This is a genomic window from Bacillus sp. RC240, from assembly GCF_044907945.1.
GTDB lineage: Bacteria > Bacillota > Bacilli > Bacillales > Bacillaceae_G > Bacillus_A > Bacillus_A mycoides.
The window spans coordinates 147,876-163,089 of sequence record NZ_JBIYCT010000003.1 but is presented as its reverse complement, the minus strand read 5'-3'; the positions used below and the strand labels follow the sequence as shown (position 1 = coordinate 163,089).

18 protein-coding genes and 2 riboswitches are annotated in these 15,214 nt (G+C 36.3%); of the genes, 16 read left to right on the top strand and 2 right to left on the bottom strand.

All coding sequences use genetic code 11. From position 1 onward, the window contains the following. Nucleotides 1-3: 3 nt before the first annotated feature. From hisD to ABH955_RS12385, 10 genes are all read left to right on the top strand, one after another. A complete protein-coding gene (gene hisD, locus ABH955_RS12430; RefSeq protein WP_002126285.1) occupies nucleotides 4-1,293 on the top strand; it encodes a histidinol dehydrogenase in 1,290 nt (429 codons plus the stop codon). Then, nucleotides 1,293-1,877: an imidazoleglycerol-phosphate dehydratase HisB gene (gene hisB / locus ABH955_RS12425; RefSeq protein ID WP_002030662.1), complete on the top strand. Its 585-nt coding sequence runs from the start codon at nucleotides 1,293-1,295 to the stop codon at nucleotides 1,875-1,877. The genes hisD and hisB overlap by 1 nt, the downstream gene beginning before the upstream one ends. Further along, on the top strand, nucleotides 1,878-2,507 hold the full coding sequence (gene hisH / locus ABH955_RS12420) for an imidazole glycerol phosphate synthase subunit HisH (protein ID WP_404457340.1): 630 nt from the start codon (nucleotides 1,878-1,880) through the stop codon (nucleotides 2,505-2,507). Beyond that, nucleotides 2,480-3,199 carry a 1-(5-phosphoribosyl)-5-[(5-phosphoribosylamino)methylideneamino]imidazole-4-carboxamide isomerase gene (gene hisA / locus ABH955_RS12415; protein WP_404457338.1) on the top strand — a complete coding sequence of 240 codons (720 nt, stop codon included), beginning with the start codon at nucleotides 2,480-2,482 and terminating at the stop codon, nucleotides 3,197-3,199. Before hisH ends, hisA begins: the two co-directional genes overlap by 28 nt. Next, nucleotides 3,193-3,951: an imidazole glycerol phosphate synthase subunit HisF gene (gene hisF, locus ABH955_RS12410; protein WP_404447571.1), complete on the top strand. Its 759-nt coding sequence runs from the start codon at nucleotides 3,193-3,195 to the stop codon at nucleotides 3,949-3,951. The genes hisA and hisF overlap by 7 nt, the downstream gene beginning before the upstream one ends. Further along, nucleotides 3,948-4,253, top strand: a complete 306-nt coding sequence (hisI, locus tag ABH955_RS12405; protein ID WP_404491150.1) for a phosphoribosyl-AMP cyclohydrolase — start codon at nucleotides 3,948-3,950, stop codon at nucleotides 4,251-4,253. Before hisF ends, hisI begins: the two co-directional genes overlap by 4 nt. A 10-nt stretch (nucleotides 4,254-4,263) precedes the next feature. After that, nucleotides 4,264-4,587 carry a phosphoribosyl-ATP diphosphatase gene (gene hisE, locus ABH955_RS12400; RefSeq protein ID WP_404447566.1) on the top strand — a complete coding sequence of 108 codons (324 nt, stop codon included), beginning with the start codon at nucleotides 4,264-4,266 and terminating at the stop codon, nucleotides 4,585-4,587. Nucleotides 4,588-4,599: 12 nt separating this feature from the next. Further along, the gene (locus tag ABH955_RS12395) at nucleotides 4,600-5,619 is read left to right on the top strand and encodes a histidinol phosphate phosphatase domain-containing protein (RefSeq protein ID WP_002030669.1); all 1,020 of its coding nucleotides are present in this window, start codon (nucleotides 4,600-4,602) and stop codon (nucleotides 5,617-5,619) included. 68 nt (nucleotides 5,620-5,687) lie between these two features. Continuing rightward, entirely contained in the window at nucleotides 5,688-5,852 is a 165-nt protein-coding gene (locus ABH955_RS12390) for a YozQ family protein (RefSeq protein WP_002193236.1), read from the top strand. Between the two features lie 135 nt (nucleotides 5,853-5,987). Next, entirely contained in the window at nucleotides 5,988-6,968 is a 981-nt protein-coding gene (locus ABH955_RS12385; RefSeq protein ID WP_404491148.1) for a 2-hydroxyacid dehydrogenase family protein, read from the top strand. Between the two features lie 32 nt (nucleotides 6,969-7,000). Here ABH955_RS12385 and pssA read toward each other — a convergent pair whose 3' ends face one another. Both pssA and ABH955_RS12375 read right to left on the bottom strand, forming a co-directional pair. After that, nucleotides 7,001-7,702 carry a CDP-diacylglycerol--serine O-phosphatidyltransferase gene (pssA, locus tag ABH955_RS12380; RefSeq protein WP_404447561.1) on the bottom strand — a complete coding sequence of 234 codons (702 nt, stop codon included), beginning with the start codon at nucleotides 7,700-7,702 and terminating at the stop codon, nucleotides 7,001-7,003. A 182-nt stretch (nucleotides 7,703-7,884) separates the two neighbouring features. Then, nucleotides 7,885-9,771: an LTA synthase family protein gene (locus tag ABH955_RS12375; protein WP_002086724.1), complete on the bottom strand. Its 1,887-nt coding sequence runs from the start codon at nucleotides 9,769-9,771 to the stop codon at nucleotides 7,885-7,887. A 253-nt stretch (nucleotides 9,772-10,024) separates the two neighbouring features. Here ABH955_RS12375 and ABH955_RS12370 point away from each other — a divergent pair, with 253 nt between their 5' ends. The 6 genes from ABH955_RS12370 to cysC all read left to right on the top strand — a co-directional run bounded on the left by ABH955_RS12370 (nucleotide 10,025) and on the right by cysC (nucleotide 15,204). Then, complete coding sequence (locus tag ABH955_RS12370; protein ID WP_016092994.1) at nucleotides 10,025-10,420, top strand: DUF3888 domain-containing protein; 396 nt, start codon at nucleotides 10,025-10,027, stop codon at nucleotides 10,418-10,420. An 89-nt stretch (nucleotides 10,421-10,509) separates the two neighbouring features. Further along, nucleotides 10,510-10,691, top strand: a riboswitch (Lysine riboswitch). 180 nt (nucleotides 10,692-10,871) lie between these two features. Then, nucleotides 10,872-12,188 carry a diaminopimelate decarboxylase gene (lysA, locus tag ABH955_RS12365; RefSeq protein WP_002126306.1) on the top strand — a complete coding sequence of 439 codons (1,317 nt, stop codon included), beginning with the start codon at nucleotides 10,872-10,874 and terminating at the stop codon, nucleotides 12,186-12,188. A gap of 117 nt (nucleotides 12,189-12,305) precedes the next feature. Continuing rightward, nucleotides 12,306-12,414, top strand: a riboswitch (SAM riboswitch). 72 nt (nucleotides 12,415-12,486) lie between these two features. Further along, the gene (locus ABH955_RS12360; protein ID WP_000116159.1) at nucleotides 12,487-12,630 is read left to right on the top strand and encodes a YezD family protein; all 144 of its coding nucleotides are present in this window, start codon (nucleotides 12,487-12,489) and stop codon (nucleotides 12,628-12,630) included. Between the two features lie 87 nt (nucleotides 12,631-12,717). Further along, nucleotides 12,718-13,422: a phosphoadenylyl-sulfate reductase gene (locus tag ABH955_RS12355; RefSeq protein ID WP_002011694.1), complete on the top strand. Its 705-nt coding sequence runs from the start codon at nucleotides 12,718-12,720 to the stop codon at nucleotides 13,420-13,422. 39 nt (nucleotides 13,423-13,461) lie between these two features. Further along, entirely contained in the window at nucleotides 13,462-14,598 is a 1,137-nt protein-coding gene (gene sat / locus ABH955_RS12350) for a sulfate adenylyltransferase (RefSeq protein WP_404491147.1), read from the top strand. A gap of 12 nt (nucleotides 14,599-14,610) precedes the next feature. Further along, on the top strand, nucleotides 14,611-15,204 hold the full coding sequence (cysC, locus tag ABH955_RS12345) for an adenylyl-sulfate kinase (RefSeq protein WP_404447551.1): 594 nt from the start codon (nucleotides 14,611-14,613) through the stop codon (nucleotides 15,202-15,204). The last annotated feature ends 10 nt before the right edge of the window (nucleotides 15,205-15,214 follow it).

Below are 15,214 nucleotides of genomic sequence, written 5' to 3'. Positions count from 1 at the left end.
TAAATGGAGATAGTTTTTGAAGATTTCCAAGAGGCTTTATCGAAAATAAAATCGCTACGAGAAAGCGCTAATATAATAGAAGAAACTGTTCAAAGAAGTGTAAGTGAAATTGTTCAAAACGTAAGGGAGAGTAAAGATGAGGCTTTATCGTTCTATACAAAAAAGTTTGATGGTGTAGAGACAAAAGATTTTCGTGTAAGTGAGGAAGAAATAAAACAAGCAAGTAAGTTTGTAGAACAAGCTTTTTTAGAAGCGTTAAAAGAGGCGAAGAAAAATATTATCTCGTATCACGAAAAGCAAAAAAGACAATCTATGTTTGATTGCGTGAGTGAAGGGGTAATTAGAGGGCAGCTTATTCGTCCGTTAGAAAATGTAGGTGTATATGTGCCGGGCGGGACTGCTTCGTATCCTTCATCAGTATTAATGAATGTATTGCCAGCAAAACTCGCAGGAGTGAAAAAAATTGTAATGGTAACACCGCCGAAGCAAGGAGGAATTGATCCGCATATTTTAGCTGCTGCAAGTCTTGCAGGTGTAGATGAAATATATATGGCCGGTGGTGCTCAAGTAATTGCTGCTCTAGCATATGGAACGGAATCGATTCCTAAAGTAGATAAAATAGTTGGACCAGGGAATTTATATGTCGCGCTAGCGAAGCGAGAAGTATATGGGATAGTCAATATCGATATGATTGCTGGACCATCAGAAATTGTAGTTATCGCAGATGAAACAGGAAATGCCGAATATATTGCTGCTGATTTATTATCACAGGCAGAACATGACGAGAGGGCAACAGCTATTTGTATTACAACAAATATAAAGCTTGCTAAAGAAGTAGAAAGAGAAATAGAAAGGCAGCTAGAGACGTTGCCTAGAAGTGAAATCGCTCGTGAATCCATAAAAAGAAATGGAGCAATTTTTATTGTCCCTTCTTTAGAAGAGGCGTTTCATTTATCAAATGAAATCGCTCCAGAACATTTAGAGTTACACATAAAAGAGCCAATGAATGCTCTAGCTTATGTAAAGCATGCTGGATCAATTTTTCTTGGTCCATATGCACCTGAACCGCTCGGAGATTATTTGGCGGGGCCGAATCACGTATTACCGACAAGTGGAACGGCAAGATTTTTTTCTCCGTTATCCGTCGATGATTTCGTAAAAAAATCAAGCTTCGTTTCGTACACGGAAGAAGCGTTAAGAAGTGTACAGCATCATATTGTAGAACTTGCAAATAAAGAAGGTTTACATGCACACGCAAGAGCAATCCAAATTAGGTTTAAGGAGGAAGAATAATGCGCGAGTCTAGTCAAGTACGTGAGACGACGGAAACAAAAATTAAATTAAGTTTGCAACTTGATGAAAGTACGAATGTTTCTGTGCAAACAGGAGTTGGATTTTTTGATCATATGCTAACTTTATTTGCTAGACACGGAAGATTTGGTTTGCAAATTGAAGCTGAAGGTGATGTATTCGTTGATGCTCATCATACGGTTGAAGATGTTGGAATTGTACTCGGAACTTGCTTGAAAGAATCATTGCAAAATAAAGAGGGGATTAACCGTTACGGCTCAGCGTATGTACCGATGGATGAATCTTTAGGATTTGTCGCGATTGATATAAGCGGGCGCTCATATATTGTATTTCAAGGTGAATTAACAAATCCGAAGCTAGGGGATTTTGACACAGAATTAACGGAAGAATTTTTTAGAGCAGTTGCTCATGCTGCAAATATTACGTTACATGCTCGCATTTTATACGGAAGCAATACACATCACAAAATTGAAGCTTTATTTAAAGCGTTCGGTCGAGCGCTTAGAGAGGCAGTCGATAAAAATGCCAATATTAATGGCGTAAATTCAACGAAAGGGATGTTGTAATTGATTGCAATTATAGATTATGGAATGGGAAATATTCGTAGTGTGGAACAAGCATTAAAATATATTGGAACAGAGTACATCATAACGGATGATAAAAAAGAAATATTGAGAAGTGATGGAGTTATTTTACCAGGAGTAGGCACATTTCCGAAAGCGATGGGCGTTTTAGAAGAAAAAGATTTAGTATGTGTGCTAAAAGAAGTTGAGAGCTTAGGAAAACCGCTTCTGGGTATTTGCTTAGGAATGCAGCTTTTATTTGAAAAAAGTGAGGAACTACAAAATTGTAACGGATTAAATTTATTGCCAGGTGTTATTCGAAAGTTAAAAGTTCCTTATAAAATTCCACATATGGGGTGGAATGAATTAAAAAAAGAAGGAGAAATATCGCTTTGGAATGGAGTAGAGGACGGTTCTTTCGTATATTATGTCCACTCTTATTATGCAGATTGTCCGAATGAAATTGTGTATGGGGCAAGTGAATATGGAGTGAAAGTACCTGGTTTTGTAGCAAAAGGAAATATATTTGGTGCACAGTTTCATCCTGAAAAAAGTGGGGAAATTGGGATGCGAATGTTAAAAAATTTCAAAGGGGTGGTAGAAGCATGGAAATCTTCCCAGCTATCGATATAAAAGAAGGACGATGCGTCAGGCTTTATCAAGGAGAGTTTAGTAAAGAAACGGTGATGAATGAAGATCCAGTCGCACAAGCAATCATATTTGAAAAACTTGGAGCGAAAATACTACACGTTGTTGATTTAGATGGAGCAATTGTTGGGGAGTCAGTAAATTTACCTGTCATTGAAAAAATATGCAAGGCGGTACGTATTCCAGTGCAAATTGGAGGAGGAGTTCGGTCACTCGCGGCAGTGGAGAAGTTGTTGTCAGTAGGTGTAGAAAAAGTGATATTAGGAACGGCTGCCCTTTACGATAAATCATTTTTAGAAGAAGCGGTTCGTCTATATAAGGAGCAAATCATAGTTGGAATTGATGCGAAAAATGGTTTCGTAGCAACGAGGGGCTGGTTAGATGTGTCTGAAATTTCGTACATCGATTTAGCGAAGCAAATGGAAAGTGTAGGTGTTCAAACGATTGTGTTTACGGACATTTCAAAAGATGGGACACTTGCAGGACCAAATTTTGAGCAATTAGAGTTACTGCAAAAAAGCGTGGGTATTCGTGTGATTGCATCTGGAGGTGTCGCATCTATTCAAGATGTGAAAAGATTAAATGATATGAACATATATGGCGTCATTATTGGGAAGGCACTTTACGAGAAAACGATTGATTTAGAAAAAGTGTTACAGGTAACAAAACTATGTTAGCAAAACGAATTATTCCATGTCTAGATGTGAAAGAAGGGCGGGTAGTAAAGGGTGTGAATTTTATAGGGTTACAAGACGTCGGTGATCCTGTTGAAATAGCCGCATTATATAATGATGCGGGAGCAGATGAAATCGTATTTTTAGACATTACTGCGACGCATGAAGGGCGAAAAACGATTATAGATGTTGTAGAAAAAACTGCTTCAAAAGTATTCATACCTCTCACAGTTGGCGGGGGGATTTCAAGTGTTAAAGATATGTACAATTTACTAAGAGCTGGAGCAGATAAAGTTTCAATAAACTCAGCGGCAGTGAGAAATCCGAAGTTAATCCAGGAAGGTGCGGAGCATTTTGGCTCACAATGTATTGTCGTAGCAATCGATGCTAGAAAAGTAGCAGAAGATAAATGGAATGTATACGTAAATGGCGGAAGACTTAATACGGGAATGGATGCAATCGAATGGGCGAAGCACGTTGTTAAGCTCGGGGCAGGAGAAATTTTGTTGACGAGTATGGATGCAGATGGAACGAAAAACGGATATGATCTTCGTTTAACAGGAGCAATTTCAAACAGCGTTTCTGTTCCAGTAATCGCATCAGGGGGATGTGGTCATGTGAATCACATTATAGAAGTATTTCAAAAGACAACAGTTGATGCAGCATTAGCAGCATCAATCTTTCATTATGGTGAAGCGACTGTACAAGATGTAAAGAGAAAATTAAGAGAAGCAAAGGTTGAGGTGCGGTTATGAAACCTAACTTTTTAAAAGGATTGATACCAGCTGTTGTTATCGAGGAAGATACGAAAGAAGTTTTAATGTTAGCTTATATGAATGAAGAAGCGTATGACAAGACGCTGGAAACGAAAAGAACATGGTTTTATTCCCGTTCGAGACAATCGTTATGGAATAAAGGAGGTACATCGGGAAATGCCCAATATGTGCAATCACTTTATTTAGACTGTGATCAAGATGCAATCGTTGTTGTCGTAAAGCAAGTAGGGCCTGCTTGCCATACGGGAGAAAAAACGTGTTTTCACTACAAAATTATATAGGGGGATACATATGGAAGATATCCTTAAGTTATTATTTGAAACAATTGAAGAACGAAAGAAAAATCCACTCTCTGAATCATATACGAATTATTTATTTTCAAAAGGTGAAGATAAAATTTTAAAGAAAATTGGTGAGGAGTGCACCGAAGTAATTATTGCGTCTAAAAATAATGATAAAGAAGAAATAGTAAAAGAAATGGTTGATGTGTTCTATCACTGTTTTGTTCTATTAGCCGAAAAAAATATTCCATTAGAAGATGTCATGCAAGAAGTGAAAGAAAGAAATGGAAAGCTTTCGCGAGTAGGGGACAGAAGAGAAATAGATAAATTATAAGGGGGAATATGGATGAAAGTGGACTATCACATTCATTTAGAAGAAGGGCCATATTCAATAGGGTGGCTAGCTAAAATAAATGATGCGCTACAATATTTTGAACCGCTTAAAGAAGAAAAACATTCTATGGAATGGCTTATGAAAACACAAGAACGCCTGCAAAGACGTGTGAAGGAAGGTCCATTTACAGCGAAATGGATTGATTTATATTTAGAAGAAGCTGTGCGAAAAGGTATAAAAGAAGTTGGCATTGTCGATCATTTATATCGTTTTCATGAAGCGAAAGGATATTATGAAAAGTATGTAGATATTAGTGATTCTAAGCTTGGTCGCCTGCAAAAAGAATGGTTAGATCAAGTAAGAGTAACGTCTATTTATGATTTTACAAAGGCGATTGAAGAGGCAAAAGAGCGATGGAGTAAACGAGGGATAACGCTCAAACTTGGAATTGAAGCGGATTATTTTATCGGGGGTGAACAAGAGTTAAAAGGTTTACTAGCATTAGGAGACTTTGATTATGTAATCGGTTCGGTCCATTTTATAGATGGATGGGGATTTGATAATCCAGATACGAAAGAGTATTTTGGTACGCATGAGTTACATACTTTATATCACACGTTTTTCGCTACAGTTGAAAGTGCTGTTCGTTCCGAGCTTTTTGATATTATAGCTCACCTTGATAACATAAAAGTATTTAATTATCGATTGGATGAGAATGAACAGCTTTCTTATTATAAGGAAATTGCTCGTGCGTTAGTGGAAACAAATACAGCAACAGAAATAAATGCGGGATTGTACTATCGATATCCTGTGCGCGAAATGTGCCCAAGTCCGCTTTATTTACAAGTATTAGCTAAGCATGGAGTTCCGATTACTCTATCCTCAGATGCCCATTATCCGAATGATTTAGGAAAGTATGTGGAAGAGAATATAAAGACATTACGCAATCATGATATTTCTCACATAGCTACATTTACGAAACGAGTAAGAACGATGAGATTGCTTGAAGAAGAAGGAATAATTTCAAAATGAAACACGATTTTTTGATGAAAATCACCCTTTTTGTTCAAAATAAGAAAGAATGAAAAGGAGGATAAAAAATGGCGAAACAACAAAATAAACAAAATGTACAAGCGGCAGGTCAAGCCTATACTTCTGAAACAAATAATACTGCTAACTCAGTTATTGAGGAACAAATTAGCGATACAGTTGCAGAAGGAACAATCGATGCGAAGCTTGGGAAAGAATCGCAAGAAAAAGCGTAAAACGAGGGGAGAGTTGCATCTCCTCTTTTTTTATGGAAAAGTGTCGATTTTCAAAACTATAATCAAATTCCTTGGTTTTTATATGTAGATTTCTTACAATGAAATATAAGAGATATCATATTTTGTATAGAAGAGGTGTTAGTAGTGGCGAAAATATTAGTAGCAGGGAAAATTCCAGAAATCGGATTAGAATTATTGAAAAATCATGATGTAGAAATGTACAATAAAGAAGAATTAATTAGTGTAGAAGAGCTAGCAGAACGTGTAAAAGATAAAGATGCACTTTTAAGCTTACTTTCTACGAAGGTATCGAAAGAGGTTATTGACGCAGCACCAAACTTGAAAATTATCGCAAATTATGGTGCTGGTTACGATAATATTGATTACACATATGCTGGAGAAAAGGGTATTGCTGTTACAAATACGCCGAAAGTATCTACAGAGGCAACAGCAGAATTAACGTTTGCACTTCTTTTAGCAGCTGCACGTAGAATTCCTGAAGGTGATACGTTATGTCGTACAACTGGATTTAACGGATGGGCACCGTTATTCTTCTTGGGCCGCGAAGTGCACGGTAAGACAATCGGAATTATTGGCCTTGGAGAAATCGGGAAGGCAGTTGCAAAGCGTGCGAGAGCATTTGGAATGAATGTTTTATATACAGGACCAAATCGAAAGCCTGAAGCTGAAAGTGAACTGGAAGCGACATACGTAATGTTGGAAGAATTATTACAAACAGCGGACTTTATTACAATTAACTGTGCTTATAATCCGAAATTACATCATATGATTGATGAAGAACAGTTTAAAATGATGAAGAAAACAGCATATATTATAAATGCTTCACGTGGACCAATTATGAATGAATCAGCACTTGCTCATGCACTAAAAACGAATGAAATTGAAGGTGCAGCTCTTGACGTATTTGAATTTGAACCGAAAATTACAGAAGAGCTAAAAGGATTAAAGAATGTAGTACTTGCTCCTCACGTAGGAAATGCAACATTCGAAACACGTGATGCAATGGCTGAAATGGCAGTAAGAAATATTTTAGCTGTATTAAATGGTGAAGAACCTGTAACACCTGTAAATCAAAAAGTATTAGTTACAAAATAAAAAAGAAACCTTCCGAAATACGGAAGGTTTTTTTATTTTTCTTTACTCGCTTTTTTAGAAGGTCTTTGTCTAATAAATTGAGATAACATATACAAAATGTATAGTGGAATGGCAATGAATAAGAAAACAGAAATGTTGCCAAAACTTGTTTGGTACATTGTGATAATAATTCCAACTAAAAATAGTGTAATAATTATGCTATATCGTGGAATTGGTACATCTTTTAAACTTGGGATACGAACACGGCTCACCATTAAAAATGCGAACGTTACGAATACGGTAATGAGAACGATTTTTGGAATGGTATGTGAAAATAATGTTAAGAAAGCAACAAGCCCTCCTGCTGCAGTAATCGGAACTCCAGTGAAATACTTCATAGAAGTAGATGATGGCGTTACATTAAATCGTGCTAAGCGATATGCTCCGAACAGTGGGAATAATCCCGCTATGTATAGTCCAATGATGCCATAGTTGGAGAAAGATGTGTAATACATTAACACAGCAGGTGCTGCGCCAAATGTTACAACATCCGCGAGTGAATCAAGCTCTTTTCCCATTTGTGAATCAACGCGTAATAAACGAGCGACACGACCATCAAGACTATCTAACATCATCCCGATCAGTACTAAAATAGCAGCTGATTTATAATATCCTAAAGATGCATAGCCGATTGACAAAAATCCGCTATATAAATTCCCGAGCGTAAATAAGTTTGGAATAGCTGCTCTATACAAAATCTGATCCCTTGCTTTCTGTTATAAATTCTTAATTAGTGTATGAAAGTTTACTTATTTTATCATACCATAAATTTCTTTCTCATACGAAAAAAATTCCCAATTTGTGAAAGATTGTATAGAAGATAAATTTGAAAAAAAAGTAAAAAAAGGAAGCAACTTTTGTAAAGTTGCTTCCTACACTATTCAAATTTCGTTGTCATCGTTCCGGTTTTATATCGATTGTTAGGATCAAATCGTAATAAATCTCCATAAATGAGTTTGTCGGATAATTTTAATTCTGTTTTTGCTTTTTCAATATAAGGCTGACATAGTGTTAAATCAGCTTCTTCACCTGTGCTTCTTTTATAGCACATATTTTTTGTATAAACATAATCTTCCGAAACAAAACTGCCGTCTCGCATTACCATAAGAGGGTCTTTTTCTTTCGTAAATAAGTCTGTTCCAAATTCTACGGATTGATTTGTTTTAATACCAAGTAAATGAAGTAACGTTGGTTTAATATCAATTTGACCAGATACTTTAGAGATGACTTTTCCTTCTTGGCCAGGCACATGAATAATGAGAGGGACGCGTTGTAATTGCATAGAATCAAACGGTGTAATAGCGTCTTTCCCAAGGAACTGAGCCATAGCTGCATTATGGTTTTCAGAAATGCCGTAATGATCACCATAAATGACAATAACGGAATTATCATATAGTCCTTCGTCTTTCAATTGTTTAATAAATAATTTAAGAGCTTCATCCGTGTAACGAACGGTTGGGAAGTAGCGATTTAAAACACCACTTTCGGAATTAAATTCATCAACATATTGATCTTCTGGATTTAGAAGAAATGGAAAATGGTTTGTTAACGTAATAAATTTTGTATAGAACGGTTGTGGTAAAGATTTTAACTTTGGAATAGATTGCTCAAAGAACTCTTTATCTTTTAATCCCCAACCGACAGACATTTGTTCCGTTCCTACGTAATCATTTAAATTAAAGTAACGATCATATCCAAGCGCAGGATACATTACGTCACGATTCCAAAACGTTTTATCGTTTGAATGGAAGACAGCAGAAGAATATCCGTATTTCTTTAATTGTTCTGGTGTGGCAGTGTATTCATTTGTTGCATGAGTAAAGAATACAGAACCACGGTCTAACGGATAAAGGGAATTTTCAACGATAAATTCAGCATCAGAAGTTTTACCTTGTCCCGTTTGATGATAGAAGTTATCGAAATAAAAACTATCTTTAATAAACTCATTTAAAAATGGAGTAATCTCTTTTCCATTTATTTTTTTATTAATAACAAAACTTTGTGTAGATTCCATTGAAATTAAAATTACATTTTTACCCTTTGCAGCTCCAAATAAGTTTTTATCAACTTGTTTATCTTTTGAGTCTGTATAGTTTTTAATTTCAGAGAACCCGTCTCCACTTGCAAATACACGCTCAGCTGAAGACTTAGATTGAAGTGTAATATCAAATAGATGATATGTGTATAACCCTAAATTTTTCACGACAGTTTGACGATCAAATGAGCGTGAGAACATTTGTGGTTTATATATAACTGAAACAACAATTTGTAGTGCTAATAATACTGTTACACCGCTAAAGAAAGTTCGCTTCTCAGAGCGAGAAAGGGGTGTTTTATCACCAAATGATGGGAATTTACGCGAAATAAACATTAAAATAATTGCGTCTGCAAATAAAAGTAATGTTTTATACGTAAAGAGTTCTTTTATACTCGTCCCTAAGTCAGCCATATTATTTGTTTGGAATAAAACAGGGAAAGTAACAAAATCGTTATAGAACCCGTAAAACATTGCATTTCCAAATAAAATAAATGACAGTATAAAACTAATTACAATAATAATTCGGTTTCGGTACTTAGATGCAAGTAAAGCGAAACCAAAAAATAAAAGCAACGAAGCTAGTGGGTTAATAAAAAGCATAAACTCTTCAAAGAAGTTATCAATTCTAATATCAAATGCTAGCTTGTACACAATATATGTTTTTATCCATAATAAAACGACTGCAACTAGTGCAAATCGCAGTTTTGGAAACAGATTTTGTAGCATAATATACTCCTCTCCTAAAAGCATGACGGTTCTTGTGAGCCGGTTTGATTAGCGCCTCATTTTATATATACGAACAGTCCTTTGTTATTATGTTTATTATACTATGAGTATCATTATACGAAAATAAAAGAGAGTTGTGGGCTTTTTTATAATAATTGAGTAGAAAAAGGGCAGTGGGAGACAATAAAACGGAGTTTCTATGTATGATAATTATCGTGCGCAAAAAGAATCGAGTAATAAAACGGAGGTTATAATGCGAAAATTATTATATTTTATAGTATGCAGTAGTGTTATACTTTTTGCTTCACCGAGTGTGTCGGTAGCACAATATGATGCACCCCTTATGGAAGATGCCCTTTATTCTGTTTTATTTCCAAAAATAAATAAGGCAATTGAAAAACAATATGGGAGCTTGAAGCCTTATCAATGTCCTAAAATTATTAGTTTAAAAAAAGTGTATAGTGGTACATATTTATTTCAAGCGAGTATTGAAGTAACGAAGTATGAACAGGTTGGTGGGAAAATTGTTCCACCATTTGAGAAGGTAACGATTACATTTAATAACGAAGAGGGCGAATGGGAAGTGACAAAGGTTTCAGTAAAGCGCTTACCAAATGATACAAAATTAAACTGTAAAAAAACAATATAAAAAATTGTTTGACAAATAAAATGGTCCTTTGGTATTGTTAATAGCAACAATTAGATGTTTGAAAATTAAATAGACTTACCTCATCTACTCTCAAAGGTAGAGGCCGCGATAGGAAAGAGTAAGCTATGGGAGATTTAGTGGAATCTGTGATCATAGGTTGAAAGGGACTATTGCCGAAATATAAGAATAACCATCTTATTCATATATTGGGACTGCATTGAATAAATGTAGTACTGTCATAAAATTTATTTTATGAAGAGCTATTTGGAGATGTTGATGCGGTTTCTTATTTTGAGAAGATAACAACTCGTTTATTTTTTCAATATATATTTTTCCTAATAAGAAACGCGTGTGAACATTGTTCCGCGCGTTTTTTGTCTATCTAAAAGCGTGCTGCAATGAATAGAAGATTGGGGTTATGAGTTTTAGAGGAAATAAGGGAGGAATTTAAATGTATTTACACGGCACAAGCCGAATCAATGGGCAAGGACACTTAGAAATTGGTGGGTGCGATACGACGCAGCTAGCAAAACAATACGGAACACCACTTTATGTATACGATGAAGAGTCTATTCGAGGAAAGTGCCGCGCGTTTCATCGTGCTTTTAAAGAAAGTGGTTTCTCTTATCAAGTAGCATATGCAAGCAAGGCGTTCTTGTGCATGGAGATGTGCCGAGTAGCTCGTGAAGAGAATATGTCTTTAGATGTTGTTTCTGGAGGAGAATTATATACTGCGCTCCAAGCTGGTTTTCCTGCATCGCGTATTCATTTTCACGGAAATAATAAAACAGAAGAAGAAATGATTATGGCTCTTCAGGCGAATATCGGTTGTTTTGTAGTAGATAATTTCTTAGAATTAGAAATCTTGCACGATTTAGCAATGCAACATGGGAAATTTGTGAACATATTAATCCGTGTAACGCCTGGAGTAGAGGCACATACACACGAATATATAACAACAGGTCAAGAGGATTCGAAATTTGGATTTGGTGTTTCAAATGGTCAAGCGATGCAAGCAATTGAGCTTGCCTTGCAAAAATCAAATTATAATGTGCTAGGAATTCACTCGCACATCGGATCACAAATATTTGAAACGGCTGGATTTGTTCGAGCAATTGAAGTACTCCGCCAATTTTTAGAAGAAGTGAGAGAGCGAACACATTATGTGATGAAAGTATTAAATGTGGGCGGAGGTTTCGGTATACGTTATACGGATTCAGATACACCGTTAACACTTGAAACGTATGTGCACGCTGTAACAAGTACGATAAGAGAACAATTTACATTATGTGAATATCCGCTTCCAGAAATATGGATTGAACCAGGTCGTAGTATTGTAGGTGATGCGGGAACAACACTTTATACAGTCGGAGCGGTGAAAGAGATTCCTGGCATTCGGAAATATGTTTCAGTCGATGGTGGAATGACAGATAATTTAAGACCAGCTCTATACGGAGCCCGTTATGAGGCGATGTTGGCGAATCGAGGGAATGATGAGAATGAGGAACTCGTTTCGATTGCTGGGAAATGCTGTGAAAGTGGAGATATGCTGATTTGGGATATTAACTTACCGCAAGTTGCTTCTTCTGATTTACTAGCAATTTCTTGTACGGGGGCATATGGGTACTCGATGGCGAATAATTATAATCGTATTCGTAGACCAGCTGTCGTCTTTGCAAAAGGCGGGACGTCACAAATTGTCGTAGAACGTGAAACATATGAAAATATCATTGGGAACGATCGCATACGTATTAAAGAGCTGGTGTGAATGAGAAAGAAGGAGTTGTCTAGTAAAGGCAACTCCTTTTAAAAAAAGAAAAATAATTAAATATATCGGAAAACTAGGATTGAAAAAAATCAGAATTGTGATAAAATACAAATACAAAGCTTATCAAGAGAAGCTGAGGGAACTGGCCCTACGAAGCTCGGCAACCTGCTTATAGAAAGCAAGGTGCTAAATCCAGCAAAATGGAATCCATTTTGAAAGATAAGGTAAAATATATTACCGAACAGTCTTTTCGAAATGGGAAAGATTTTTTTTATGAATAAAAAGGGGGGCTGTTTGCGTGAGCGTACGGGAGCATTTTGATGAAGTATCTGAGAAAATTCAAGCGATGCTTGCTGATATGAAATATGGTTCCATTACAATTGTTGTGCAAGATGGAAAAGTGATTCAATTAGAAAAAAGTGAAAAGGTTCGTTTAAAGTAAAAAGCGCTGACTAGAAAAACTAGAGGCGGTTTTAATCTATTTTTAATAGGTTAAAGCCGTCTTTTTGCTTTTACAGGGGGAAAAAACATGTTGACGTACGAAACGTGGAAAGAAAATAGTGTTTCATTTTCTGAAGAAGATGAAACGAAAGGCGCGCTATCAGTATTAAGTTGGGCTTATAACGAATATAAAGATGAAATTGTATATGCATGTAGCTTTGGGGTGGAGGGAATGGTTTTATTGCATCTTATAAACCAAGTAAATCCATCTGCTAAAGTTGTATTTTTGGATACAAATGTTCATTTTCAAGAAACGTACGAATTAATTAAGAAGGTACGCGAGAGATTTCCTTCATTAAATATTATAGAAAAACAGCCAGAACTTACACTCGATGAACAAGCGAAGCTTCATGGAGAGAAGTTATGGGAAAGTAATCCGAATCTTTGCTGTAGTATTAGAAAAATTTTACCGTTAGAAAAATCATTAGCAGCGGAAAAAGCGTGGATATCAGGCTTAAGAAGGGAACAATCAGAAACGCGTAAGCATACACAGTTTATAAATCAAGATCGTCGTTTTCAATCTATTAAAGTTTGTCCGCTCATTCATTGGACTTGGAAAGAAGTTTGGCGATATGTATATAAACATAGTTTGCCGTATAACCCATTGCATGATGTTGGCTATCCGAGTATTGGGTGTGAGAAATGTACATTACCTGTAGGTGATGGTGGCAACTCAAGAGATGGAAGATGGGCTGGGAAAATGAAGACGGAATGTGGCCTTCACTTTCAATGAGATAGATTTTGAAATAAAGCTAAGAAGGGATATAAGAAGATGAGTACAACAAATGAATTAGTAAACCGCATTGATGAAACATATGAAATATCGAACATTGTAAAGGAAATCGAGATAGACAAAATTGCACTTAGTGATTTAGAACTTTTGGCGACAGGAGGATATAGCCCTCTTACAGGATTTTTAGGGAAGAGAGATTATGATTCAGTAGTAGAAACGCTTCGTTTAGCAAATGGTAGCGTATGGAGTATACCGATTACACTACCGGTAACAGAAGAAGTAGCCGAGAAACTGCAGGCTGGAGAGGCAGTAAAACTTGTCAACGCCGGAAATGTATATGGTGTTATTCAAATAGAAGATATTTTTGTACCAGATAAAGAAAAAGAAGCGTTACTTGTATATAAAACGACGGATGAAGCACATCCAGGGGTGAAAAAATTATATGAACGACCAAACGTTTACATTGGAGGAGCTATTATTCTTACAAAACGCTTTGGAAATAATCCGTTTCCTTCTTATCATTTAGATCCAATTGAAACGAGAGAAGAATTTAAAAAACGCGGTTGGAAAACAGTAGTTGGATTTCAAACGAGAAACCCAGTACATCGTGCCCATGAGTATATTCAAAAATCTGCCCTTGAAATTGTAGATGGTCTCTTTTTAAATCCGCTCGTTGGGGAAACGAAGTCAGATGATATTCCTGCTGATGTAAGGATGGAAAGCTATGAAGTATTACTTCAAAACTATTATCCGAAAGATCGTGTCTTTTTAGGTGTATTTCCTGCAGCAATGCGTTACGCAGGACCAAGGGAAGCGATATTTCATGCACTAGTAAGAAAGAACTTTGGTTGTACCCACTTTATTGTAGGGCGTGATCATGCTGGGGTAGGGGACTATTACGGAACATATGAAGCGCAGGAAATCTTTACGAATTTTACAGTAGAAGAGTTAGGGATTACGCCGTTATTTTTTGAACATAGTTTTTACTGCACGAAATGTGAAGCAATGGCTTCAACGAAAACATGTCCGCATGGAAAAGAAGACCGTGTCATCTTATCGGGTACGAAAGTACGAGAAATGTTAAGGAATGGTGAGATTCCGCCAAGTACATTTAGTCGTAAAGAAGTAGTGGAAGTGCTAATTAAAGGTTTGAAAAAAGAAGTAGTAACAGAATAGGGAGAGAACGAGATGGATACGAATATTACTTGGCATACAGCTTCTATTTCAAAAGATGAGAGAAGAGTGAAGAATGGGCATCACAGTTTTGTAGTTTGGTTTACTGGTTTATCAGCTTCGGGTAAATCTACAGTAGCGAATGCGGTTGCTCGCAAACTGTTTGAAAAGAATATCGGAAATTATGTGCTAGATGGGGATAATATTCGCCAAGGTTTAAATAAGGATTTAGGTTTTTCTGAAAGTGATCGCATGGAAAATATAAGACGTATTGGTGAAGTGGCGAAGTTATTTGTAGATCAAGGAACTGTTGTCCTTACAGCGTTTATTTCACCATTTCGAGTAGACCGAAAACAAGTTAGGGAACTATTAGCTGCAGATGAGTTTATAGAAGTGTTTGTAAAATGTCCAATTGAAGAGTGTGAGAAACGTGATCCGAAAGGACTTTATAAAAAGGCGAGAAAAGGTGATATTAAAGAGTTTACAGGTATCGATTCACCGTATGAGGAACCAAAACAAGCAGAATTAATTGTAGAAACGCACAAGTATTCTATTGAAGAATGTGCAGAGCAAATTGTGAAGTACTTACAAGAGCGTAGTTTCATATAGGGGGATAAAA